The organism is Amycolatopsis sp. NPDC051903, assembly GCF_044452505.1.
In the GTDB taxonomy this organism is placed as follows: Bacteria; Actinomycetota; Actinomycetes; order Mycobacteriales; family Pseudonocardiaceae; genus Amycolatopsis.
Genome location: NZ_JBITBT010000012.1, coordinates 207,421 through 230,525, shown reverse-complemented (window position 1 = coordinate 230,525; position 23,105 = coordinate 207,421). Strand labels below are relative to the sequence as shown.

General features: G+C 71.4%; 18 protein-coding genes. 13 read left to right on the top strand and 5 right to left on the bottom strand.

What is annotated here, in order from left to right; all coding sequences use genetic code 11:
* Positions 1 to 767 precede the first annotated feature (767 nt).
* From ACIA77_RS25615 to ACIA77_RS25585, 7 genes are all read left to right on the top strand, one after another.
* Positions 768 to 2,033 (top strand): ROK family protein, encoded by a 1,266-nt coding sequence (locus tag ACIA77_RS25615; protein ID WP_395888494.1) that lies wholly within the window; start codon positions 768 to 770, stop codon positions 2,031 to 2,033.
* Positions 2,030 to 3,538 carry a sugar ABC transporter ATP-binding protein gene (locus ACIA77_RS25610; protein WP_395888493.1) on the top strand — a complete coding sequence of 503 codons (1,509 nt, stop codon included), beginning with the start codon at positions 2,030 to 2,032 and terminating at the stop codon, positions 3,536 to 3,538. The genes ACIA77_RS25615 and ACIA77_RS25610 overlap by 4 nt, the downstream gene beginning before the upstream one ends.
* Positions 3,535 to 4,545, top strand: a complete 1,011-nt coding sequence (locus ACIA77_RS25605; RefSeq protein WP_395888492.1) for an ABC transporter permease — start codon at positions 3,535 to 3,537, stop codon at positions 4,543 to 4,545. The genes ACIA77_RS25610 and ACIA77_RS25605 overlap by 4 nt, the downstream gene beginning before the upstream one ends.
* Positions 4,542 to 5,570: a substrate-binding domain-containing protein gene (locus tag ACIA77_RS25600; RefSeq protein WP_395888491.1), complete on the top strand. Its 1,029-nt coding sequence runs from the start codon at positions 4,542 to 4,544 to the stop codon at positions 5,568 to 5,570. Before ACIA77_RS25605 ends, ACIA77_RS25600 begins: the two co-directional genes overlap by 4 nt.
* A gap of 13 nt (positions 5,571 to 5,583) precedes the next feature.
* A complete protein-coding gene (locus tag ACIA77_RS25595) occupies positions 5,584 to 6,750 on the top strand; it encodes a Gfo/Idh/MocA family protein (protein WP_395888490.1) in 1,167 nt (388 codons plus the stop codon).
* Positions 6,751 to 6,770: 20 nt separating this feature from the next.
* On the top strand, positions 6,771 to 7,778 hold the full coding sequence (locus tag ACIA77_RS25590) for a sugar phosphate isomerase/epimerase family protein (protein ID WP_395888489.1): 1,008 nt from the start codon (positions 6,771 to 6,773) through the stop codon (positions 7,776 to 7,778).
* A 120-nt stretch (positions 7,779 to 7,898) separates the two neighbouring features.
* Positions 7,899 to 9,110, top strand: coding sequence for a cytochrome P450 (locus tag ACIA77_RS25585; protein ID WP_395888488.1), 1,212 nt, complete (start codon positions 7,899 to 7,901; stop codon positions 9,108 to 9,110).
* A 45-nt stretch (positions 9,111 to 9,155) separates the two neighbouring features.
* Here ACIA77_RS25585 and ACIA77_RS25580 read toward each other — a convergent pair whose 3' ends face one another.
* Together ACIA77_RS25580 and xylA are read right to left on the bottom strand one after the other, a co-directional pair.
* A complete protein-coding gene (locus ACIA77_RS25580; RefSeq protein ID WP_395888487.1) occupies positions 9,156 to 9,746 on the bottom strand; it encodes a hypothetical protein in 591 nt (196 codons plus the stop codon).
* 249 nt (positions 9,747 to 9,995) lie between these two features.
* Positions 9,996 to 11,144: a xylose isomerase gene (xylA, locus tag ACIA77_RS25575; protein WP_395888507.1), complete on the bottom strand. Its 1,149-nt coding sequence runs from the start codon at positions 11,142 to 11,144 to the stop codon at positions 9,996 to 9,998.
* Between the two features lie 100 nt (positions 11,145 to 11,244).
* On the opposite strand from xylA, the gene ACIA77_RS25570 reads away from it, so the two are divergent.
* Positions 11,245 to 12,408 carry an ROK family protein gene (locus ACIA77_RS25570; protein WP_395888486.1) on the top strand — a complete coding sequence of 388 codons (1,164 nt, stop codon included), beginning with the start codon at positions 11,245 to 11,247 and terminating at the stop codon, positions 12,406 to 12,408.
* A 72-nt stretch (positions 12,409 to 12,480) separates the two neighbouring features.
* On the top strand, positions 12,481 to 13,317 hold the full coding sequence (locus tag ACIA77_RS25565; protein WP_395888485.1) for an MIP/aquaporin family protein: 837 nt from the start codon (positions 12,481 to 12,483) through the stop codon (positions 13,315 to 13,317).
* Between the two features lie 52 nt (positions 13,318 to 13,369).
* Here ACIA77_RS25565 and ACIA77_RS25560 read toward each other — a convergent pair whose 3' ends face one another.
* Positions 13,370 to 16,585: a S8 family serine peptidase gene (locus ACIA77_RS25560; protein ID WP_395888484.1), complete on the bottom strand. Its 3,216-nt coding sequence runs from the start codon at positions 16,583 to 16,585 to the stop codon at positions 13,370 to 13,372.
* Between the two features lie 301 nt (positions 16,586 to 16,886).
* On the opposite strand from ACIA77_RS25560, the gene ACIA77_RS25555 reads away from it, so the two are divergent.
* From ACIA77_RS25555 to ACIA77_RS25545, 3 genes are all read left to right on the top strand, one after another.
* Positions 16,887 to 18,341: an amidohydrolase gene (locus ACIA77_RS25555; RefSeq protein ID WP_395888483.1), complete on the top strand. Its 1,455-nt coding sequence runs from the start codon at positions 16,887 to 16,889 to the stop codon at positions 18,339 to 18,341.
* A gap of 202 nt (positions 18,342 to 18,543) precedes the next feature.
* The gene (locus ACIA77_RS25550) at positions 18,544 to 19,299 is read left to right on the top strand and encodes an acetoacetate decarboxylase (protein ID WP_395888482.1); all 756 of its coding nucleotides are present in this window, start codon (positions 18,544 to 18,546) and stop codon (positions 19,297 to 19,299) included.
* Between the two features lie 42 nt (positions 19,300 to 19,341).
* Positions 19,342 to 19,935, top strand: coding sequence for a TetR family transcriptional regulator (locus ACIA77_RS25545; RefSeq protein WP_395888481.1), 594 nt, complete (start codon positions 19,342 to 19,344; stop codon positions 19,933 to 19,935).
* A gap of 49 nt (positions 19,936 to 19,984) precedes the next feature.
* On the opposite strand, the gene ACIA77_RS25540 is transcribed toward ACIA77_RS25545, so the two are convergent.
* Complete coding sequence (locus ACIA77_RS25540; RefSeq protein ID WP_395888480.1) at positions 19,985 to 20,746, bottom strand: SDR family oxidoreductase; 762 nt, start codon at positions 20,744 to 20,746, stop codon at positions 19,985 to 19,987.
* Between the two features lie 100 nt (positions 20,747 to 20,846).
* Here ACIA77_RS25540 and ACIA77_RS25535 point away from each other — a divergent pair, with 100 nt between their 5' ends.
* Complete coding sequence (locus ACIA77_RS25535; RefSeq protein WP_395888479.1) at positions 20,847 to 21,695, top strand: helix-turn-helix domain-containing protein; 849 nt, start codon at positions 20,847 to 20,849, stop codon at positions 21,693 to 21,695.
* A gap of 34 nt (positions 21,696 to 21,729) precedes the next feature.
* Here ACIA77_RS25535 and ACIA77_RS25530 read toward each other — a convergent pair whose 3' ends face one another.
* A complete protein-coding gene (locus ACIA77_RS25530; RefSeq protein ID WP_395888478.1) occupies positions 21,730 to 23,082 on the bottom strand; it encodes an MFS transporter in 1,353 nt (450 codons plus the stop codon).
* Positions 23,083 to 23,105: the final 23 nt, after the last annotated feature.

The window sequence follows — 23,105 nt, the reverse complement described above, 5'->3', positions numbered from 1 at the left end:
CGGCCGACCCGCCGGCTCGGTTGGGCGCCGGCCTGCGCCGGCGGCAGCAGCGCCATCGAGAGGATGGTTCGCCTGCTGGCCGGGTGCCGTAGCCGCAGTGCCACCGAGGATGGCTCACCGCTGCTGGGCGCCGTAGCGGCACTGCAGCCGAGGATGGGTCACCGCCGGCTGGGCGAGATAGCACCGCCGCCACCGAGAGGACAGCCCGCAGGCCGAGTTGTCCACACCGTGACCGAGTTGTGGACTGCTCGGCCTCCCGGCGGCTTCGCCACGTTTTTTGTCGGGGGTGGCCGATACACTGGACGTGGGACGCCCCCCTTGGGAGGGCGGGGGCTTGTCCGGTGAGGATCAGGCCACTACTGCACTCTTCTTCACGATCAGCACCAGGCAATAGCCGGTTGTCCACGCACGACCCAGGTGCAGGACTTTCCACTTCTCATCCCTAACGGTGATAAACGGCCCGTTTCCAACGAATTACCTGGGAAACGAGCCGTTCCCCGTCACCCGGGCGGAGCAATCCCGGCCGGGTGGCGAGGTGGTTCCCCAGGCGCGCAAGGGATTCCGAACGGGGGAGTGGTTCGGACAGCCGCGAACCGAACCCCTGCTCCATCCGTAGGACCGCGGAAGCCGGGCCGCCGCGGCGTTTTCGCAGGTCGTCGGGGAAATTAGGGGGTTTTGCCGGGATCGTTACCGTCCCTATATCGTTGACCCCTTCGTTCGCGCTGACCTAATTTGTTGGCCCACCAGACGAACTGGGCGGTGTCAGCGTGGACCCTCTGAGACGCGTCGGCCCGGCGGACCAGGCCGGGGTGCGGCGCAGCAACCTGGCGTTGGTGCTGCGGCACCTGCGGGACACCGGGCCGCGGTCGCGGGCGGGGATCGCGGCCGAGACGGGGTTGAACAAGGCCACGGTGTCGAGCCTCGTCGCGGAGTTGGTGGAGCGGGGGCTGGCGCGGGAGGGGGAGCGGGAACGCGCGGGGGCTGTCGGGCGGCCGGGCACGATCGTGGAGCTCGACGGGCGCGGGGTGGGCGGCGTCGGGGTCGAGATCAACGTCGACTACCTCACCGCGCTGGCGCTGGATCTCACCGGAACCGTCCTCTTCGAACAGCGCGTGGCGTTCGACGTGCAAGCGCTTACTCCGGCGAAGGTCCTCGACGCCACCGCCGAGCTGGCCGCCCGCGCGCTCCGGGAATGCCGCCGGCTGAAAGTCGCGCCCGTGGGGCTCACCCTCGCGATCCCGGCGCTGGTCGACGTCACCGCCGGCACCGTCGCGTTCGCGCCGAACCTGCACTGGACCAACGAACCGGTGGTCGAGGGGCTGACCGAACGGCTCACGCAGCGCCTCGGCCGCCTCGCCTTCCCGGTCCGCATGGCCAACGACGCGAACCTCGGCGCGCTCGGCGAATACGCGATGGGCAGCGTCGCCGGCACCGCGGACCTCGTGTACCTCACCGGTGAGATCGGGGTGGGCGGCGGCGTGATCTCCGGCGGGCGCCTCCTCGGTGGCGCGGAAGGCTTTTCCGGCGAGATCGGGCACATCCAGCTCGACCCGAACGGCCGCCGCTGCGGCTGCGGGCGCCGCGGGTGCTGGGAGACGATCGTGGGCCTCGCCGGGATGCTGCGGCTCGCGGCGGAGCCCAGCGATCCGGTGCACGACCCGTCGCTGGACCTGGAACAGCGCCTCGACATGCTGCGCCGGCGCGCCGAGCTGAAGGACCGTCGCACGCTCGACGCGCTCGCCGAGGTCGGCACCGGGCTCGGCGTCGGCGCGGCGGTGCTGGTGAACGTCTTCAACCCGCGCGTGGTGCTGCTCGGCGGGTACTTCGCGCAGCTCGGCCCGTACCTGCTGGGCCCGATGATGGCCGAACTCAAGGCCCGCGTGGTCGCGCCGGACATCGGCGGCTGCCGCGTGGAGCTGTCGTGGCTGGGGTTCTCGGCCGCGTCCCGCGGGGGCGCGCACGTGGCGCTGGAAGCGGTGTTCGACGACCCGGCGCTCGTGGCCGCCGGAGCGGGGGAGAGGGACAGCGGATGACGCTGCTGGAGATGTCCGGGATCGGCAAGGGGTTCCCCGGGGTGCGCGCGCTCGACGACGTCGAGCTGCACGTGGAAGCGGGCGAAGTCCACTGCCTGCTCGGCCAGAACGGGGCGGGCAAGTCCACTTTGATCAAGGTGCTCGCCGGCGCCCACCGGCCCGACGCGGGGGAGATCCGCGTGGCGGGTGAACCCGTCGAGCTGCCGAACCCGACCGCCGCCATCAAGTGCGGCATCGCGACGCTGTACCAGGAACTCGATCTCGTCGACGGGCTTTCCGTGGCGGAGAACATCTTCCTCGGCCACGAGCAGGCGAGCGCCGGCTGGGTGCGGCGCACGACGATGCGGGCCGAGGCCCGCGCGTTGCTCGACCGCCTGGGGCACCGGGAGATCCGCGTGGAGCGGGAGGTCGGCACGCTGTCGGCCGCGGGCAAGCAGATCGTGAGCCTCGCGCGGGCGCTCTCGCTCGACGCGCGCTTGATCGTGCTCGACGAGCCGTCGGCCGTGCTCGCCACCGACGAGGTGGCGAACCTGTTCCGCGTGATCCGCGGCCTGACCGAGCGCGGCGTCGCCGTCGTCTACATCTCCCACCGGCTGGAGGAGATCCGCGAGATCGGCGACCGCGTCACGGTGCTCAAGGACGGCCACACCGTCGCGACCGGCCTGCCGGCGCGCACGACGCCGACCACGGAGCTGGTGTCGCTGATGACCGGCCGCCGCGTGGAGTACCTGTTCCCGGCGCGCCCGGACGAGGACGCGTTCGCCGGCCGCGAGGCGCTGCTCGAGGTCGAGGACCTGGGCGTGGCCGGCTCGTTCGCCGGGGTGTCGTTCACCGTGCGCGAAGGCGAGATCGTCGGGCTGGCCGGGCTCGTCGGCTCGGGCCGGTCGGAGGTCCTCGAAACGGTCTACGGCGCCCGGAAACCGACCAGCGGGCGCGTGAAGCTGGCCGGGAAACCGTTGCCCGGTGGCGTGACCGCGGCCGTCCGCAACGGCCTCGGGCTCGCCCCCGAGGAACGCAAGAGCCAGGCCTTGTTGCTGCAGGAATCCGTGGCGCGCAACGTTTCCCTCGCCTCGCTGCGGCGCTACGCGCGGTTCGGCTGGTTCAACGCGAAGGCCGAAGTTACGGCCGTCCGCCGGCACACCCAGGCCCTCGACCTGCGGCCGCCGGACATCCGCCGGCCCGCCGGCAAGCTCTCGGGCGGCAACCAGCAGAAGGCCGTGCTCGCGCGCTGGCTGCTCAAGGGCTGCCGCGTGCTGCTGCTCGACGAGCCGACGCGCGGGGTCGACGTCGGCGCCCGCGCCGAGCTGTACCGCGTGATCCGCGAGCTGGCCGATTCCGGCGTCGCGATCGTGCTGGTGTCCAGCGAGCTGCCGGAAGTGCTGGGGCTGGCCGACCGGGTGCTCGTGCTGCGGGAGGGCCGCGTGCTCACCGAAGCACTGGCCCGCGACCTCGACGAACCGGCCGTGCTCGATCTCATCCTCGAGGAGCAGGAGCGTGCGGAATGAACGCTGAACAGGCGGTGGCCACCGATTCCCCGCGCCGGTTCTCGGTGCGGCTGCGGGAAGCGCGCAACCTCGGCCTGGTCGGGGTGCTCGCGGTGCTGGTGCTGATCGGCGCGCTGAGCCAGCCCGGGCAGTTCCTCACCACCGGCACGCTGGTGCTGGTGCTCACGCAGGCGTCGGTGATCGGCGTGATCACGGTCGGCATGACGTTCGTGATCATCGGCGGCGGCATCGACCTGTCGGTCGGCGCGGTGGTGGCGCTCGCGACGGTGTGGGCGACGACGCGGTCCACGCAGTCGTTCGGCATCGGCGGCATCGTGTTCACCGCCGTGGCCGTCGGCGTCGGCTGCGGTCTCGTGAGCGGGCTGCTCATCGCCTACGGGCGGTTGGTCGCGTTCATCGGCACGCTGGCGATGCTCGCGTCGGCGCGCGGCCTGGCGATCCAGCTCTCGCAGGGCCGCACGCAGACGGTGACCACGAGCAACCAGGCGCTCGTCGACCTCGGTTACCAGGACAGCTACGTGCTCGGCATCCCGCCGCTGGTGCTGATCTTCGCTGCCGTGGCGATCGTCGGCTGGCTCGTGCTCAACCGCACCACGTTCGGCCGCCGCACCTACGCGATCGGCGGCAACCTGGAGGCCGCGCGGCTCGCGGGCCTCAACGTGAAGCTGCACACCTGCCTGCTGTACGTCCTTTCCGGACTGTGCTGCGGCATCGCCAGCGTGATGCTGATCATCCTCACCTCCAGCGGCACTTCGGGCAACGGCAACCTCTACGAGCTCGACGCCATCGCCGCGGTGATCATCGGCGGCACCCTGCTCTCGGGCGGGCGCGGCACTCTCGTCGGGTCCGTGCTGGGCGTGCTGGTGTTCACCACGATCAGCGTGCTGTTCACCCTCAACAACCTGCCCACGGCCGTGCAGCAGCTGGCCAAGGGCGTGATCATCGTCCTCGCCGTGCTCGTGCAGCGGCGGGCTTCCCTCTATTCGAGTGAGAGGAACTCCCGATGAACACTGACATCCGCCGCCGCGCGTTCCTGACCGGGGCCACCCTCGCGGGCGTGGGGGCGCTCGCCGCGTGCACGAGCAACGAGGAGCCGCCGGCGGCCGCGCAGAACGCGCCGGCGGGCGCCCAGGACGCCCCGGGCAAGAAGGTCACCGTCGGGTTCGCCGGACCGCAGGCGGACCACGGCTGGCTCAACGCGATCACGGTCAACGCCCGGGCCGAAGCGCAGCGCCACCCCGACGTGGACCTCGTCGTCGCCGAGGGGTCGAACGACGCCGCCACGCAGTCGGCGCAGATCGACGCGCTGATCAACCGCAAGGTCGACGTGCTCGTGGTGCTGCCCGCCGACGGCAAGCAGCTCACCCCGGCCGGCCGGAAGGCGATGGACGCGGGCATCCCGGTGATCAACCTCGACCGCATCTTCGACTCGCCGCAGGCCTACCGCACGTGGGTGGGCGGCGACAACTACCGCATGGGCGTGAACGCGGGCAACTACATCGGCCAGCGCCTGGGCGGCCAGGGCACCGTGCTCGAACTCGCCGGCATCGACACGCTCGAGCTGACCCGCCAGCGCACGCAGGGCTTCGACGACGCGCTGGCCAACTACCCGGGGATCCGCAAGATCGGCCGGGCGGCCGCCGAGTTCACCGTGCCGACCGGGCAGGCGCGCATGGCGGAGCTGTTGCAGGCGCACCCGCAGTTCAACGCGGTCTGGAACCACGACGACGACCAGGGTGTCGGCGCGCTGCAGGCCGTGCGGCAGGCCGGCCGGACCGACTTCCTGATGGTCGGCGGCGCGGGCTCGAAGGCCGCGATGGAGCAGATCAAGGCCGACGATTCGGTGCTCAAGGCCACGGTGCTCTACCCGCCCACGATGGCCGCGTCGGCCGTGCGGCTGGCCCGGCTGCTCGGACAGTCGAAGGGGCTCACGGATCTCGCGGAGCAGGAGATCCCGGCTTCGGTGACCACGTTCTCGGCGGTCGTGACGAAGGAGAACGTGGACAAGTACCTCCCCGTTTCGTTCGAGTGAAGGGACTTCCCGCATGGCTGGGCAGATCGGCGTCGGCATGGTGGGCTACGCCTTCATGGGCGCGGCCCACTCCCAGGCGTGGCGCACCGTGCACCACGCCTTCGACGTACCGCTGACGCCGCGGATGGCGGTGCTGTGCGGGCGCGACGCCACGGCCGCGGAGGCCGCCGCCGCCAAGCTGGGCTGGGCGGCGTTCGAGACGGATTGGAAGCGGCTCGTCGACGACGAGGACGTGCAGCTGCTCGACATCTGCACGCCCGGCGACACGCACGCGGAGATCGCGCTGGCCGCGCTCGAGGCGGGCAAGCACGTGCTGTGCGAGAAACCGCTGGCCAACACCGTCGCCGAGGCGGAGGCGATGGCCGCGGCGGCTTCGGCGGCCGCCGCGCGGGGCGTGCGGTCGATGGTCGCGTTCAACTACCGGCGGGTGCCGGCGCTCGCGTTCGCCCGCTCACTGGTGGCCGACGGCCGGCTGGGGGAGCTGCGGCACGTGCGGGCGCAGTACCTGCAGGACTGGATCGTCGACCCGGCGTTCCCGCTGGTGTGGCGGCTGCAGAAGGACAAGGCCGGGTCCGGGGCGCTCGGGGACATCGGCGCGCACATCGTGGATCTGGCGCAGTTCCTGACCGGCGCGCGGATCACGGGCGTGAGCGCGCTGACCGAGACGTTCGTGAAGGAACGGCCGCTGGTGGTGTCGTCGTCGGGGCTGGTCGCGTCGTCGGGTCCGGCGCGGGGTGAGGTGACGGTGGACGACGCGGCGCTGTTCACCGCGCGCTTCGACTCCGGTGCGATCGGCAGCTTCGAGGCGACGCGGTTCGCGGCCGGGCGCAAGAACGCGATGCGGATCGAGCTGAACGGGTCCGCGGGCAGCCTCGCGTTCGACTTCGAGGCCATGAACGAGCTGCACTTCCACGACCACACGGCGGATCCCGAGCTCGCCGGGTTCCGCCGGATCCTGGTCACCGAGCCCGGTCACCCGTACGTCGGCGCGTGGTGGCCGCCGGGGCACGGGCTCGGCTACGAGCACTCGTTCACCCACGAGATCCGCGATTTCCTCGTCGCGCTGGGCGAGGGCAGCGACCCGGCGCCGTCGTTCGCCGACGGGCTGCAGGTGCAGCGAGTGCTCGACGCGGTGGAGCGCAGCGCGGCCGCCGCCAGTGTCTGGACCCCTGTTCGCTGACTGTTGTGAGGAGCTGTGTGATGGCACGACCGCTGACCCTGTTCACCGGACAGTGGGCCGACCTGCCGTTCGAGGAGGTCTGCCGGCTCGCGAGCGGCTGGGGGTACGAGGGCCTGGAGATCGCCTGCTGGGGCGACCACTTCGAAGTCGACAAAGCGCTTTCGGACGAGGGCTACGTGCGGTCCAAACTGGACACACTGGCGAAGTACGACCTGCGCGTGTGGGCCATCTCCAACCACCTCGTGGGCCAGGCCGTGTGCGACCACCCCATCGACGAACGCCACGAGGCCATCCTGCCGGCCCGGATCTGGGGCGACGGCTCGCCCGAGGGCGTGCGGCAGCGGGCCGCCGCGGAGCTGAAGGACACCGCGCGGGCGGCCGCCGCGCTGGGAGTGTCCACTGTGGTCGGGTTCACGGGCTCGTCCATCTGGCACACCGTGGCGATGTTCCCGCCCGTGCCGCAGTCGATGATCGACCGCGGCTACGAGGACTTCGCCGACCGCTGGAACCCGATCCTCGACGTGTTCGACGAGGTCGGCGTCCGCTTCGCCCACGAGGTCCACCCGAGCGAGATCGCGTACGACTACTGGACGACCGTGCGGACGCTTGAGGCGATCGGTCACCGCCCGGCGTTCGGGCTCAACTTCGACCCCTCGCACTTCGTCTGGCAGGACCTCGACCCCGTCGGTTTCCTGTGGGACTTCAAGGACCGCATCTACCACGTGGACTGCAAGGAGGCCCGCAAGCAGCTCAACGGCCGCAACGGCCGCCTCGGCTCCCACCTCCCGTGGGCCGATCCCCGCCGCGGCTGGGACTTCGTGTCGACGGGCCACGGCCACGTCCCCTGGGAAGACGTCTTCCGCATGCTCAACGCCATCGCCTACGACGGCCCCGTCTCGATCGAATGGGAGGACGCCGGCATGGACCGCCTCACCGGGGCGCCCGAAGCGCTGGCCTTCGTGCGCAACCTCAACTTCACGCCACCGACGGCGGCGTTCGACGCGGCGTTCTCGTCGAAGCCGGAGTAGGGCGGACCCGCGCGGACACCCGGCCGCCCGAGGGGGGCGGCCGGGTGTCAGTGCCGTGTCAGCCGGGTGTCAGGGGCGTCCGCGAGGGTGGGTGCAGAAGCCACCACGAGAGGAAAACCGATGACTCAGACGGTTCCCGTCCCGCAGGGTCTGCCCATGGAGCGCACCGCGGGGCCCTTCGACCCGCCGCGGGAGATCACGGCGCTGCGCGACGTCCGGCCGGTCAGCCCGCTGGCGTTCCCCGACGGGCACGAGGGCTGGCTGGTCACCGGCTACGACGCCGTGCGCCAGCTGATGGCCGACACGCGGTTCAGCTCCCGCCAGGACCTCGACGTCACCCACGTGCCGTTCGAGACGCCCGGGATGCCTGTGCAGACCGAGCCGTCGCCGCAGATGCCGGGGGTGTTCATCGCCATGGACCCGCCGGACCACACGCGGCTGCGGCGCAAGCTCACCGGCGCGTTCACGGTCAAGCGGATGAAGCTGCTCGAGGAGCAGATCATCGAGATCTCCGAGCGGCAGCTCGACGAGCTGGCGAAGCTCACGCCGCCGGTCGACCTGGTGAAGGAATTCGCGCTCCCGGTGCCGTCGCTGGTGATCTGCGAGCTGCTCGGCGTCCCCTACGAGGACCGGGCGAACTTCCAGGCCAACTCGCAGCAGTTCCTGGTCAAGGACCAGTCGCTGCAGGAGAAGATGGGCGCGCTGGGCGCCCTGATGGGCTACCTCGGCGAGCTGGTCACGCGCAAGCGCGCCGAGCCCGGTGACGACATCCTGTCCGACCTGGCCCGCCACGAGGACCTCACCATCGAGGAGCTGACCGGCGCCGCGTTCCTGCTGCTGCTCGCCGGCCACGAGACCACCGCGAACATGCTGGCGCTGGGCACCTTCGCGCTCCTGGAGCACCCCGAGCAGCTGGCCGAGCTGCGCGCCGACCTGGACCTGCTGCCCGACGCCGTCGAGGAGCTCATGCGCTACCTGTCCGTGGTCGACATCAACTACCGCTACGCGACCGAGGACATCGAGCTCGGTGGCGAAACCATCCCGAAGGGCTCGACCGTCGTCGTCTCCCTGCTGGCCGCCAACCACGACCCGAAGCGCTTCGAGAACCCCGACACCCTCGACATCCACCGCAAGGCCCGCGGCCAGATGGCGTTCGGGCACGGCATCCACCAGTGCCTCGGCCAGCAGCTGGCCCGCATCGAGATGCGCGCCGGGTTCGCCGGGCTGCTGCGCCGCTTCCCGGGCCTGAAGCTCGCCGTCCCGGCCGCCGACGTGCCCCTGCGGACCGACATGAACATCTACGGCGTCCACGAGCTGCCGATCACCTGGTAGTTCCGGTGGTCGCCTCGATGGGGGTCGAGGCGACCACCGGAGTGCCTAGTGGGCCACGCGGTTGGCGATCATGATCAGCGCGACCACCGCCGCCAGCGCGGCGAACACGATGCCGATCACGGCCAGCGCCTTCATCCGCCGCCGCCCGAGGCACGCGACGATCCCCAGCGCCAGCGCGGGCAGCGCGAACGGCAACGCGATCCACGACCGCACGTCGAGCCCGCCGCCCACCCGCTCGTCCATCGCGATCGGCAGGAACGGCACCACCAGCGCGACGATCCCGAGCGCGAACGCCAGCACCGCCGGTGCCACGCTCTTCTCCGGCCCTGGGTGCATCCCCGGTTGCCCGGCCCAGTGCTGCTGCATCCCCGGCTGCGCCGCCCCCTGCTGCTGCGCTCCGACTCCGGCCACGGGCTGCTGCGGCACCGCACCCGGCCCGGCCGCCGGCTGCGTGCCCGCGCCGCCGGGTGTGGTCCAGGCCTGCTGCGTGCCACCGCTCAACCGCCCCGACTCGGCCGCACCCTCCTGCCCGGGCGTGTACCGCAGCACGGGTCCCTCCGGCATCGGCGGCAGGGAAACCCCCGGCTCAGCGGGGGACTCCGGCGCGCCCGGGCTCTGCTGCGGACCGTCGGTCATGTGGGGACTCCTCAAAGGCGGGGACCGCGTTGGCGGACATCAACATAGTGGCCCCAACCACCACACGACCACCGAACGCCCAACCCCGCTCATTCGGAGCCGCGACCACCTCGCCCGCGCAACCCGACCTGCGAACCGCGACCCGGCACCCAGCCCTCGCCCTGCACTTCGATCCCCGCGCCCAGAACCGTGGAAACAATCAAAGATCGGGGTGCCCCAACCGTCACCGGCGAAACCACCGGTCGGCCGTCACCGAGTCCCGAGCAGGTGCTCCAAAGCCAGCTGGTTCAACCGCGTGAAGTGATACCCCCGCTTCCCGGCCGCCTCGACGTCGAACTCCTCCGCCGCCAGATCGTCGAGCGTCTCCCCGGGCGCCACGGTCGGCACGGACAGCTCCGGCACCCGCGAAGCCTCCAGCGCCTCGGCCACCTCCGGGTCCGCGCGGAACGCCGCCGCCTTGGCCTTGAGGATCAGGTACGTCCGCATGTTGGCCGCGGCGGAAACCCAGACGTCGGCGGGGTCCTCGGTGCGCATCGGCTTGTAGTCGAAGTGGCGCGGGCCCTCGTAGCCGCCGTTTTCGAGCAGGTCGACGAGGAAGAAGGCGCTCTTGAGGTCCCCGTGCCCGAAGATGAGGTCCTGGTCGTACTTGGGCCCGTGCTGGCCGTTGAGGTCGATGTGGAACAGCTTGCCCTGCCACAGCGCCTGGGAGATGCCGTGCACGAAGTTCAACCCGGCCATCTGCTCGTGGCCGACCTCCGGGTTGAGCCCGAACAGCTCCGAACGCTCGAGCCGCGAGATGAAGCCGAGCGCGTGGCCGATCGTCGGCAGGAGGATGTCGCCGCGGGGTTCGTTGGGCTTGGGCTCCAGCGCGAAGCGGATGTCGTAACCCTGGGCCACGGCGTAGTCGGCCAGGAGGTCCAGGCCCTCCTTGTAGCGGTCCAGCGCCGCGCGCACGTCTTTCGCCGCGTCGGATTCGGCGCCTTCGCGGCCGCCCCACAGCACGTACGTCTGAGCGCCCAGCTCGACGGCCAGGTCGAGGTTGCGCCGCACCTTCGTGAGCGCGTACCGGCGGACGTCGCGGTCGTTGCTGGTGAGCGCGCCGTCCTTGAACACCGGGTGCGTGAACAGGTTCGTGGTCGCCATCGGCACCTTCAGGCCCGTGGCCTCGAGCGCCGCCTTGAACTTCTTGATCGCCGCGTCGCGGTCGGGCTCCGTGGCGAGGAGGTCGTCGTCGTGGAACGTCACGCCGTACGCGCCCAGCTCCGCCAGGCGGTGGACGCTCTCCACCGGGTCGAGCGCCGGCCGCGTCGCCACCCCGAACGGGTCGGCGGCCGGCCAGCCCACGGTCCACAGACCGAACGAGAACTTGTCGTCCGGAGTGGGCGCGAAGTCGTTCATGACGGTCCCTTTCATTTAGTTCACGTTGTAGACTAAATATGCGCCGCGGTGGCCCTGCCCGTCAAGGGCCGCCGGTACAGTGCGCGGAGGAGGCGAGGGGATGACGCAGGCGGTGCGGCACGATTCGATGCGCGCGCGCAACCTCGAGGTGGTGCTCGGCGAGGTCGCCCGGCGGGGCCCGCTCACCCGCGCCGCGCTCGCGGAGCTCACCGGCCTCACCAAGTCCACGGTGTCCAAGCTCGTCGGCGACCTCCTCGACGCCGGGTTCCTCGCCGAAACGGGTCCCGCGCGCGCCGGTGAACGCGGCCGCCCCGGTGTCGAAGTGGCCCTGTCCGGCGGCCGCGTGGCGTCGCTGGGCCTGGAGGTGAACGTCGACTACCTGGCCGTCTGCCTGCTCGACCTCACCCGCACCGTCCGCTTCGCCGAACGCCGCGAACGCGACAACCGCGCCTCCGAACCGGCGGAAGTGCTGGGGGAGCTTCAAAAACTCGCGCAGCTCGCGCTCGGCGAAGCGGCCGGTGCGAAACTCACCGTCGCCGGCGCCGTCCTCGCCGTCTCGGGCCCGGTCGGCGACGGCGTGGTCTTCAGCGCCCCCAACCTCGGCTGGCGCGACGTCCGCGCCGCCGACCTGCTGAGCCTGCCCGTGCCCGTCACCCTCGACAACGAGGCCAACCTCGGCGCCCTCGGTGAACTCTGGTTCGGCGACGGCCCCGAGAACTTCCTCTTCGTCTCCGGCGAAGTCGGCATCGGCGCCGGGCTCGTCGTCGGCTCCGCGCTGTTCCGCGGCGCCCACGGGCTGGCCGGCGAACTCGGGCACGTCGTCGTCTCCCCGGCGGGTCCGCGGTGCCGCTGCGGCGCCACCGGCTGCCTCGAAACCTACGCCGGCCAGGAAGCGCTGCTCGAAGCCGCCGGCGTGCCGACTGTCGCCGCGTTGGTCACCGCCCTCGGCAACGCCGACCCCACGGCGACGAAAGCCACCACTGCCGCCGGTCAAGCACTCGGCCTCGCGCTCGCCTCCGCCGTCAACCTGCTCGACCTCGACCACTTGGTACTCGGCGGCGTCTTCGCCGCGCTCTTCCCGTGGCTCGCGCCCGCCGCGGAACGCGTGCTCGCCGCGCGCCTGGGCCGGCTGCGGGGTTCCGTCCCGGCGCTCGCACCGTCCACTGTGGGCGGTGACGCGGCCACGCTCGGCGCGGCCGGGAGCACGATCCACCACGTCCTCGCCGACCCCGGCCCGTTCCTGAGCCGCGCCGAAGCCACCTGATCCGGGTGAGGTGAGGTCGCGGCACCGCCGCCACCATGGCGAGGTTCACCGAGCCGGGAAACGAGGTGCGCCATGACCGGCAACCCGAGCGAACGGACCCTGTCCGACCGGCAGCAGGTGGCGCGGCACGCCGATGTCGCCCTGCGGTCCATGGGCCAGCCCAATTCGGTGGTGGGCCAGTTCGACTTCTGGAACGACCGTTACGAGGGTCGCCGCCTCTTCGCCGAGGTGCTGGGAACTTTCTTCCTGGTGCTCGTCGCCGTGGGCGGCGGCATGGTCAACGTCAAGTTCGGTGGCGACGCGGTACCCGCCGGCGCGCGGGTCGTGGCTCCGGCGCTGATGGTGGCGGCGATCATCCTGTTCATGGGCACGGTTTCGGGTGCCCACCTCAACCCGGCGGTCAGCCTCGCGTTCGCCGCGCGCGGTGACTTCCCGTGGAAGCGCGTGCCGGCCTACATCGTCGCCCAGTTCGTCGGCGCGGCGCTCGCCACGCTGCTGCTGTGGGCACTGCTCGGCAAACAGGGCGACGCGGGACTCACCCTGCCCGGCCCCGGCGTTTCGACGGTCACGGCGATGATCTGGGAACTCGTGCTCACCACGGGACTCGTGAGCGTCATCCTCGGCAGCGCCTCGGGCGCCCAGCAGGTCGGTCCGCTCGCCGCGATCGCCGTGGGCAGCTACATCGCCCTCGCCGGGTTGTGGGGTGCGCCGGTCAGCGGCGCGTCGATGAACCCCGCGCGTTCGCTCGGCCCCGCGCTGGTCCTCGCCGATTGGACGGCGTGGTGGGCCTACCTCGTCGGTCCCCTCGCGGGTGCCGCGCTGGCCGTCGGCATCGCGTACGTCCTGCGGGGCCGCGGCGGCGGGACCAGCGGGACGCGCGCGGCGCAGGGCGCGCTCAGGGAGCCGTGAACGAACCGGGCCGGGTTCCCAGCGCAGGAACCCGGCCCGTAGCGCACCTCCGCTAGCTCACCGCGTGCACCAGCACCGTGCCGCTGCCGACGGTCTTGCCCGCGTCGTCCACCACGGACAGCAGGCCGCGCAGCACGCGGCCCGCGCCCGGAGCCTGCGAAGCCGTGACGACCCCCGGCACCGTCCACGTGGAACCGGACGCGTGCGCGGCCACCGGGTCCGTCACCGCGACCCCGCCGAAGGCCGGGTTCACGAACACGTCCAGGTAGTCGTACGCGGTGGTCCCGGCCGGCACGGAGTACCCGTCCACGACCGCGAGCCAGTTGCCCGCCGCGGGGTTCTGCAGCGTCACCGACTCCTCGGCGTCCCCGTCGGCGCTCTGGCCCGCCTGCACGCACGAACCGCTCGTGCAGTTGTAGACCGTGAGGTCCAGGTCGGCGCCGGCGTCGGCGGGGTTGCCGATGGTCACCGTCAACGACGACGAACCGGCCGGCACGACGATCGGCGTCTGGGCCGATTCGTCCTGCTTGATCGACGGCCGGGTGATCGCCGCGCTGCCGAACGTGCCTCCGACGACGTGCCCGGTGAACGCCTTGAGCGTGTTCTTCACCGTGTACGTGCGCGCCACGCCGGTGCCCAGCGGCGCCGACGCGAGGTCGTCCGGGTTCGGCGAGATCGCCGTGCCCAGCGCGGAAGCCGTCAGCTTGTACGGGGCAACGTCCACATCGGACGTCCGCCGCGCCTCCACCGTGATCTCCCAGACGCCCGGCAGCGGGTTGTTCAGCGTGCGGCTCGTCGGCGTGCCGCCGATGCAGCCCGCGCCCGCGTCGGGGTTGTAGCAGTTGGTGGAGGTGTTGCTGTCGACGGGCACGCCGGTCGGGTCGTAGCGCAGGAACCGCACCTGGCCCTTGCCCGGGTCACCGCCGCCGGTCAGGTCCACCTGCAGTGAGCTCGCGCCCTGCGGCACGCGCAGGAAGTAGCTCACGGACTGGTTGCGCGCCACCGTGCCCGACGCCTCGAACGTGCCGGACGCCGCGAACTCCGCCGGCGCGAAGACCGTGTTCATGGTCTGCCCGTCGACACCGATCGTCAGAGGGTTGTCCAGGTTCAGCAGCGCCGAGTGCACGCCCGCCTTCTTCGGATTCACCTTGACCTGGAAGGAAACCGGCTTGTTCAGTGGCAGCGAGAGCAACGAGCCCGACGAGAACGTCCCGTCGTTGCCCACCCACCGCGCGAAGTAGACAACCGGGCGCGCCGAGCCCGTGGTACGCGTGATCGTGTACGTGCGGGTGTAGGCCTGTCCGACGGTCACACCTTCGCGGTCGTGGATGCCGACGCCGACCCCGGGCTTCGGCTTCAGCAGGTTCGCCTGCACGGTGTGCACGTCGACCGACGTGGTCACCGCGTCCGGCTTGGGGTTGAGCGAAAGCGCGACCCACGCGGCCGGCACGTTGAACAGCCCGGCGCCCTGCTCGTACGCGCCGATCCCCGGCACGAACCGCGCCGTGGACTTGATCGCCGAGCGCAGCGCGGCCACCGGCGGCCGCTGGCCGTGGTGCGTCGCCTTGTACGCGCTCACCAGCAAAGCCGCGGCACCCGTGGCCTCGGGCGAGGCCATCGACGTGCCTTGCAGCATCGCGTAGCCCGCGGGCAGCGAGTACGTGCCCGCGACCGGACCCGGCGCTTCCCACCGCGGCACGGTGGAGATCGCCGCGCCGGGCGCGATGATGTCCGGCTTGAACCCGCCGTCTTCCCGCGGGCCGCGCGAGGAGAACGGGTGCAGCGCCTCGGCCGCCTGCACCTTCGAGCCGTAGTTCGACAGCCACGTCTCGCGGGTGATGTACGAGCCGACGCTGATCGCGTCCGTGGCCACCGACGGGTCGCCGACCGAGTTCGCGCCCGCGCCGGAGTTGCCCGCGGAGATGAAGATCTGCACGTTGTACTCGGCGATGGTGCGGTTGTAGAGCTCGGCGCGCGCGTTGTTGCCGTCGTTGAGCGCCGGCAGGCCGCCGATGGAGATGTTGATGACGTCGGCGCCGTGGCTCGCGGCGTAGACCACGCCGTCGACGAGGCCGCTCGCGGTGCACGAGTCGGTGGTCAGGCAGACCTTCACGGCCATGAGCTTCGCGCCCGGTGCGGCGCCGTCCATCTTGCCGCCGAACAGGTCGTTGCCCGCGGCGATGCCCGCGACGTGCGAACCGTGCTCGGCGCCGGCGAGGCCGATGTTCACGAAGCCCGGCTCGTCGGTCTGGACCACGAACGCCATGCGCTCGGCGCGGTCGGTGGCCGGGTTGTCGGTGCCGAAGTAACCGACGTCGAAGTGCTTGGCGTAGTCGGACATCGGCTTCTCGTCGGTGAAGTCGCCGTTGCCGTTGAGGTCCACCCGCACCTGCTTGGTGGCGGTGTCGAGCAGCACGCCCCACGAGTCGGCGCGGTCGCCGTCGCGGTTGAGGTCGCCGCCGGTTTCGCTGCCGGCGCCGCCGAGGTCGCCCGCGATCTCCTTGAACTGGCCGAAGGTGTACGGGCCGCCGGTCGCCGGCGCCGTCCAGGTGCGGCTGCCGGCGGTGAACGAGCCGGTGTACGTCTGGGCCGACAGCGGCACCCACGTGCCGTCGCCGGAGTTGGTGGCGTTGGCGTTGTACCAGTCGACGATCTTGCGTTCGCCGTGGCTGGTCGTGGCCAGCGCGGGGGTGTCGAGGTCCACCCCGGAGTCGAGGACGGCGACGGTGGTGCCCTTGCCGTCCCAGCCGCCGAAGGTCTGGCCGAACTGCGCGGCGTACGTGTCGCCGGTGGGCAGGTACGGGTTCACGCGCGGGGTGTCCTTGCCCGGAGCCTGCTGCGGGATCGGGTCGGCCGCGCCTTCGGGCTTCGGGTCGTCGCGGTGGATGAGGCCGTCGACGTCGACCGCCTTCACCGAGGTGAGCTTCGCGGCCTTCTCGGCGTTCGCGACGGGGACGGAGACCTTGACGTAGTCCAGCTTCGCGTCCGTGGACTCGACCACGCCGCCGAGGGCCTTGAGTTCGGTCACCGCGGAGTTCGCCCGGCCGCGTTCGGCGGCGACCAGCAGCGTCACGGCGCGCTTGCCCGAGCGCTGGGCTTGCGCGACGAGCGCGCGGTCGTGGTCGTCGAGCGTCTTCTCGCTCGGGGCGGGGCTCGAGGAGGGCTGCGCGGCGAGCGCAGCAGGCACCCCGACGGGGGCGACGCCGAGGGCGGTGGCGAGGAGGGTGATCCCGGCCCGCCGTCTCCAGCGTGATCTCTGCTGTGTCATCGCAGCAGTACACAGGCCGGGATGAACCGCATCAATACCGCAATTCGGCGTGGGACGAACGGCCTAACGACCGCGTTCCGGACGGCACGCGGGCGCTGTGGTGAGGTGGCAACCGAGGGAGTCGAACCCTGCGCGGCTTGTGAAGGCGGCGCTCCTGAACCGGCCCTGACCCTTCGGCGGGCGACGGCTGCCTTGCGTGTGTTGCAACACCAGGGGAATACCCAGCATTCCCCGGTTTGCACCTGACTCACCCGTTCGGTGAAGATTCCCTTCTCCCGCACCGGCCTGGCAGGCTGGGCGGATGGACGATCTCCTCCTCCGCCGGGTGCGGGTCGGGCTCGACGGCGTGCTGGCCGACGTGCGCGTGAACGACGGCCGCGTCGCCGCCATCGAGGAACCGGGCGCCGGCTCGGGTTTCGCCGCGCGCGTGCTCGACGGCCACGGCGGCACGCTGCTGCCGGGTCTCGTCGACGCCCACGTGCACGTCGTCCAGTGGGCCGGGTTCCGCCGCCGCATCCCGCTCGGCGACGCGCGTTCGGCCGCCGAAGCGGTGGAATTGCTGCTGCACCGGTTGTTGTCCGCTCCCAGTGGTGACCTCGTGGTGGGCGCGGGTTTCCGCGACGGGTTGTGGCCGGACGAGCCGCACAAGGAGATGCTGCAGCGCGCGTTGCCGGGGCGGGCGGTGGCGTTGTTCAGCGCGGACCTGCACACGCTGTGGCTCAGTCCGGCGGCGCTGAAGCTGATCGGCCGCGACCACCCGACGGGCGTGCTGCTGGAGAACGACTGCATGACCGCCACCGCCGCGCTCCCGTCGGCGCCGCCGGACGTGGCGGACCGGTGGGTCGCGGACGCGCTGTCGGCGGCGGCTTCCCGTGGGGTGACGGGGATCGTGGACTACGAGTACGCCGACACGGTGGCGGACTGGACCCGTCGCACCGCCGCGGTTTCGCCGGAAACGCGGGTTTCGTGCGTGATCTCCCGTCCGTTGCTGGACCTCACCATCGACCGCGGCCACCGCACCGGCGACGTCCTCCCCGCCGGCGGCGGTTTGCTCACGGTGGGGCCGTTCAAGTTGTTCGTGGACGGTTCGCTCAACACCCGCACCGCTTACTGCCACGACCCCTACCCGGAGTCGAATTCCGCGGGACTGCTGGAGTTGCCGCCCGCCGAGCTGGTGCCCCTCATGCGCCGCGCGGCGGAGCACGGGCTGGTGCCGGCCGTGCACGCCATCGGCGACAAGGCCAACACCATCGCCCTCGACGCGTTCTCCGAGCTGGGCTGCGCGGGCCGCATCGAGCACGCGCAGCTGCTCGCGCTCGAAGACGTCGCGCGCTTCGCCGCTTTGGGCTTGGTGGCGAGCGTGCAGCCCGCGCACCAGCCCGACGACCGCGACGTCGCCGACCGCCACTGGTACGGCCGCACTGATCGCGCGTACCCCTACCGCGCGCTGCTGGACTCCGGCGCCCGCCTCGAAATCGGTTCCGACGCGCCCGTCGCGCCCCTTGACCCGTGGGACGGCATCGCCGCCGCCGTCGGCCGCACGGACGACGACCGGCCTGCCTGGCACCCCGAGCAGGCGATCCCGTTGACGGCCGCGCTGGCCGCGGCTTCGGGCGGCCGCCACGGCATCGCGGTCGGCGACGTGGCCGACCTGATGATCACCGCGGCCGACCCGTCGCGGCTGTCCCCGGCGGAACTGCGGGACATGCCCGTCAGCGCAACGATCCTCGCGGGGAAGCCGACGCACCTGGCGTGACGGAGCGCGCCGGAAACCCGCCCCGCGCAACGGCAACGGTGACCTGATCACCCGGTCCGCGTTCACCTTCACCCCTGCTGTGCCCCGGCCTGCCTTGACCACCATACATACATGTATGTATGTTCGTGGGGAAGCCGCGATCACGCGGCAGCTCGCGGCGCGCGCGACGAGACCACCCGGAGACACCAGAAGGGCATCAGCCATGCCGGCTTTTCCTCTGACCGCCGATGAAGTGCGGAAGAACGCGTACGCCATCCCGTTCGGCTCGCCGTCCTACGGGGCGAAGCTCCCGCTGCGGATCGTCGACCGCGAATCGCTCTCGGTCAGCTACCGGACGGACCTCGACCAGGCGCGCCGGCTCGTTCCGGAGCCGCTGGAAGTGCTCGATCCGATCGTGACCCTGACGTTGCTGACCATGGAGATCCCCGGTCTGGGCAAGTACGCCGAACTGGCTCAGACGATCTCCGCGAGCTACGACGGCGAACCGGTCGGCTTCCGCCCGATCATGTTCTGCGACACCGTGCCGGCGATCCTGCAGGGACGTGAGATCTGGGGGCTGCCGAAGAAGTACGGCCGGATCGGCCTCGCCGTGAACAACGCGACCCTCACCGGCACCCTGCACTTCGACGACGTGCTCGTGGCCCGCGCGACCATGGGCTACCGCTACGAGGAAGGCAGCGTCGAGGAAGCCCGCGAGGCGCTGGCCACGCCGGGCGCCGCGCTGAAGATCATCCCCGACGTCGACGGTTCGCCGCGCATCCTCGAACTCGTCCGCCTGCAGTACTCGGGCATCACCGTCAAGAGCGCTTGGACCGGCCCGACCGCGCTCGAGCTGAACCCGCACGCGCTCGCGCCGCTGGCCGACCTGCCGGTCCACGAGATCGTCGGCTCGAGTCACACGGTGTACGACATGGAACTCCTGCCCGGCGCCGTCCTCCACGACTACCTGGCGAGCTGAGCCCGGTGGTCACAATACATACTGGTATGTATTGTGGGTGGCATGGACGCAAGTGCGCGGGAACGGCTGATCGAAGGTACTCGAGAGCTGTTGTGGGACCGCGGTTATCTGGGTACCAGCCCGACCGCGATCCTGCGCCGCTCCGGGGTCGGTCAGGGCAGCATGTACCACCACTTCCAGGGCAAGCCGGATCTGGCGCTGGCCGCTGAGCAGCGCAGCGCCGAGATCATGAAGGCGCAGTCCGAAGGGGTGCTGAAGGGACCGGGAACCGCTCTCGAGCGGATCGCGGGATACCTCCTGCTCGATCGGGAGGTGCTGCGCGGCTGTGCGGTGGGACGGCTGGCGGGGGACCCCGAGATCATCGAGCGGGAAGAGCTCCGGCAGCCGGTCCGCGACGCGCTCGACCAGGTCCGCGTCCTGCTGGCCGAGGTGATCGAGCAAGCGCAACAGGACGGCGAGCTGGACGCGGCGCTGCGTCCGTCCGATTTGGCCGCGACGCTCTCGGCCGTGCTGCAGGGCGGGTACGTGCTTGCGCGGGCGGAGCAGTCGTGCGAACCGTTCGACCGGGCCGTCCAGGGAGCGCTCGGCCTCCTGCGGGCGCACAGCGCCGATCCGGAGTCGATCCCGGCGAGGTGAACCCCGGCCGCCGGGCGCGGGTGCACCCGCGCCCGGGTTTCCCGGGAACTCAATCCCCGTGCGGATCTTCCGCGTTGAGCGCCGCCACGACCTGGTCGTAGTCGCCGCGGGCTTCGCCGTAGCGGAGGAACTTCACGCGTTCCACCTGGATCTCGCGCGCGTCCGGCTGGGTTTCCAGCAGGTGCATGACTTCGGCGACGTACTCGGCGAGCGGCTGGGCGTGGTCGTTGTCGGCCTGGCCGGGCATGAGATCGGTCTGCACCGACGGCGGTTCGAGCTCCACGACGCGCACCGAAGTGCGCGCGAGCTGCAGCCGCAGGGATTCGCTGAGCATGTGGATGGCGGCCTTCGACGCGTTGTAGGAGGGCGTGACGCGCAGTGGGGTGAACGCGAGGCCGGACGAAACCGTGATGATCGTCGCCGACGGGCGGGTCTGCAGGTGCTCGACGAAGGCGGCGATGAGGCGGATCGGGCCGAGCACGTTGGTCGTCACGGTCTCCTCGGCGGTGGGCAGGAACGAGGGGTCCCGCCAGTCCTCGACGCGCATGATGCCCGACATGGTGACCAGCACGTTGAGCTCGGGGTAGCCGGCCAGCACCTCCTTGGCCGCGGCGTCGATGCTCGCCGGGTCGGTGGTGTCGACCCGCACGGTGCCGAGCCCCGGGTGCGCCTCGGCGAGGGAGCGCAGCAGTTCGGTGCGCCGCCCGCCGATGATCACGGTGTTGCCGCGCGCCTTCAGCTCCAGCGCGAGGGCCAGGCCGATGCCGCTGGTGGAGCCGGGGATGAAGATGGTGTTTCCGGAGATGTCCATGCCCCGACCTTCGCGGTCCGGCGCCGTGACGTGCAGAGACCGCTCATCGGGGGATCGGCGGTCCCTGGTTGGCCCTTCGCGGCACGCGGATACTGGCCGTATGGACCGACTGGCTTTGGCGGAGTTCCTGCGCCGCCGCAGGGAGGAGCTGCACCCCGAGGACGTCGGGCTGCCCGCGGGCCCGCGGCGGCGCGCCCAGGGGCTGCGGCGCGAGGAGGTCGCGTCGCTCGCCGCGATGTCCACGGACTACTACACGCGCCTGGAACAGCAACGCGGCCCGCAGCCGAGCGAGCAGATGCTCGCCGCGCTCGCCCGCGCACTGCGCCTCACCGACGGCGAACGCGACTACCTCTTCCAGATCTCCGGCCGCAACGCGCCTTCGCCGGCCGCGGCCGCGACGCACGTGTCGCCCGCGCTGCTGCGTGTGCTCGACCGCCTCGGCGACACGCCCGCGCTGATCCTCTCCAGCCTCGGCGAGATCCTCGTGCAGAACGACCTGGCGCTCGCGCTGTACGGCGACCGCTCGCACCTGACGGGACTGGCCCGCAGCGAGACCTACCGCTGGTTCACCGATCCCGCCGAACGCCTCGTCTACCCCGAGCAGGACCGCGATCGGCAGAGCCGCGCCCAGGTCGCGGGCCTGCGCGCCGCGTACGGCTCGATGGGCCCGCACTCCCGCGCCGGCGAACTCGTGCGCGCGCTGAAGAAGGAGAGCGCGGAGTTCGCCGAGCTGTGGGAGCTGCACGAGGTGGCGCGCCGCTTCGAGGACCACAAGACCCTGATCCACCCCCAGCTGGGCGAAATCGAGGTCGACTGCCAGGCGCTGTTCACCGAAGACCAGTCGCAGGCGCTGCTGGTGCTCACCGCGGCGCCCCGCAGCGAAGCCGCGCAGAAGATCGAGCTCCTCGGAGTCCTCGGGGCGGAGCGGTTTCCCGCCGCGGCGCGGTAGAGCTCGCCAAGCGGACTTGGCCGGGGCGGTGGGGTCATCCGGCCGCCGCCACCTGGGCGACGACGCGGGCATCCCGGTCCGGCTTGATCAGGAAGGCCGCGATCGCCGAGCCGACGACGATGACGACGCCGGCGGCCAGGAAACCCCGTCCGTAGCCCGCCGCGAGGGTGTCGCCGGAGTCGACGAAGCTGCCGAGCACGACCGGTGCGATCACGCCGCCGAGGCTGTGGACGGCGACCACGGCACCCAGCACGGTCCCGCGTTGCTTGCCGGGGACCACGTCGGAGAGCCCGGCCATGGCGACGCCCCACACCGCCGTGGTCAGGGAGAACGCCAGGGTGATCAGGATCATCTGGCCCCACCCGCGGGGCACCACGGTGAAGCCGATCATCGCCAGACCCGTGGCGCAGAACAACACGCTCGGCACCACACCCCGCGTGAACGTACAGCTGATCCCGCGGGTCGTCATCCGCCCCGACAGCCAGCCACAGAGCACGGAGAGGACCGCACCCGAGGCGTAGGGGAGTGTCACCAGCCAGCCGGATTCGTCCGCGGAGTAGCCGATGCCCTCGCGAAGGTACAGCGGCAGCCAGGTCACTTTGAGCGACACGCTCCAGTAGCCGCAGAACAGCAGAAGGGCGATACCCCACAGCGTCGGCCGACGAAGCAGTCGCGACCACGCGATCCGGTCCGGCAGCACCGCACCCGTGGCGGTGTCGCTTTCGCGGGTCGTCGCGCTCGACACCGGCCCCGCCTTGCCCACGACCAGCCACGCGGCGACGACGAGAGCCCCGGCCACGATCAGCACCAGAAAGGCGTGGTGCCAGTCGAACGTCGTGATCACCCACGTCAAGATCGGCGCGGCGAGCAGCGGGCCGATCGCGACCCCGGTGAAGATCAGCGAGCTGGGCAGTGCTCGGCGTCGGGGCGTGAACCACGTGTGCACCACGTGGGCGGCGACGGCCGAAGCCGGGCCTTCCGCGAAGCCCAGCACGACCCGGGAGGCGATGAGCAGGGTGAACCCGGCCGAGCCGGCCAGCGGGACCATGCTCACGCACCACAGCGCGCCCAACCCGCCGACCAGCCAGCGGGCTCCGATCTTGTCCGACAGCCCCGTGAACACGAGGGCCCCGACGGCGAACAGCCAGTAGAAGCTGCTCTGCACCAGGCCGAACTGCTCGTTGGACAGCCCGAGGTCCGCCTTGATGTCCACCCCGGCGAGGCCGACCGCTGCTTTGTCCGCGTAGTTCACGACCATGAAAGCCAGCAGCAGCGCCGTGACCGCCCAGCCGCGGCGCCGGATCGCCGCGGTGTCCACGCCGCCCGACGGGTCACGAACGGTGTGCACGGTGGCGGCCGTCGCCGGTCGCCCGCTGTTTCCGAACATGTTCACTCCTCGACGCAGGGCCC

What these genes read in the sequence shown, in the direction of transcription:
- ACIA77_RS25605 (WP_395888492.1), top strand. Translation starts at nt 3,535, where the DNA reads ATGAACGCTGAACAGGCGGTGGCCACCGATTCCCCGCGCCGGTTCTCG.
- xylA (WP_395888507.1), bottom strand. Translation starts at nt 11,144, where the DNA reads ATGAACGACTTCGCGCCCACTCCGGACGACAAGTTCTCGTTCGGTCTG.
- ACIA77_RS25565 (WP_395888485.1), top strand. Translation starts at nt 12,481, where the DNA reads ATGACCGGCAACCCGAGCGAACGGACCCTGTCCGACCGGCAGCAGGTG.
- ACIA77_RS25610 (WP_395888493.1), top strand. Translation starts at nt 2,030, where the DNA reads ATGACGCTGCTGGAGATGTCCGGGATCGGCAAGGGGTTCCCCGGGGTG.
- ACIA77_RS25535 (WP_395888479.1), top strand. Translation starts at nt 20,847, where the DNA reads ATGGACCGACTGGCTTTGGCGGAGTTCCTGCGCCGCCGCAGGGAGGAG.
- ACIA77_RS25600 (WP_395888491.1), top strand. Translation starts at nt 4,542, where the DNA reads ATGAACACTGACATCCGCCGCCGCGCGTTCCTGACCGGGGCCACCCTC.
- ACIA77_RS25580 (WP_395888487.1), bottom strand. Translation starts at nt 9,746, where the DNA reads ATGACCGACGGTCCGCAGCAGAGCCCGGGCGCGCCGGAGTCCCCCGCT.
- ACIA77_RS25530 (WP_395888478.1), bottom strand. Translation starts at nt 23,082, where the DNA reads ATGTTCGGAAACAGCGGGCGACCGGCGACGGCCGCCACCGTGCACACC.
- ACIA77_RS25590 (WP_395888489.1), top strand. Translation starts at nt 6,771, where the DNA reads ATGGCACGACCGCTGACCCTGTTCACCGGACAGTGGGCCGACCTGCCG.
- ACIA77_RS25545 (WP_395888481.1), top strand. Translation starts at nt 19,342, where the DNA reads ATGGACGCAAGTGCGCGGGAACGGCTGATCGAAGGTACTCGAGAGCTG.
- ACIA77_RS25560 (WP_395888484.1), bottom strand. Translation starts at nt 16,585, where the DNA reads ATGACACAGCAGAGATCACGCTGGAGACGGCGGGCCGGGATCACCCTC.
- ACIA77_RS25585 (WP_395888488.1), top strand. Translation starts at nt 7,899, where the DNA reads ATGACTCAGACGGTTCCCGTCCCGCAGGGTCTGCCCATGGAGCGCACC.
- ACIA77_RS25540 (WP_395888480.1), bottom strand. Translation starts at nt 20,746, where the DNA reads ATGGACATCTCCGGAAACACCATCTTCATCCCCGGCTCCACCAGCGGC.
- ACIA77_RS25595 (WP_395888490.1), top strand. Translation starts at nt 5,584, where the DNA reads ATGGCTGGGCAGATCGGCGTCGGCATGGTGGGCTACGCCTTCATGGGC.
- ACIA77_RS25555 (WP_395888483.1), top strand. Translation starts at nt 16,887, where the DNA reads ATGGACGATCTCCTCCTCCGCCGGGTGCGGGTCGGGCTCGACGGCGTG.
- ACIA77_RS25570 (WP_395888486.1), top strand. Translation starts at nt 11,245, where the DNA reads ATGACGCAGGCGGTGCGGCACGATTCGATGCGCGCGCGCAACCTCGAG.
- ACIA77_RS25550 (WP_395888482.1), top strand. Translation starts at nt 18,544, where the DNA reads ATGCCGGCTTTTCCTCTGACCGCCGATGAAGTGCGGAAGAACGCGTAC.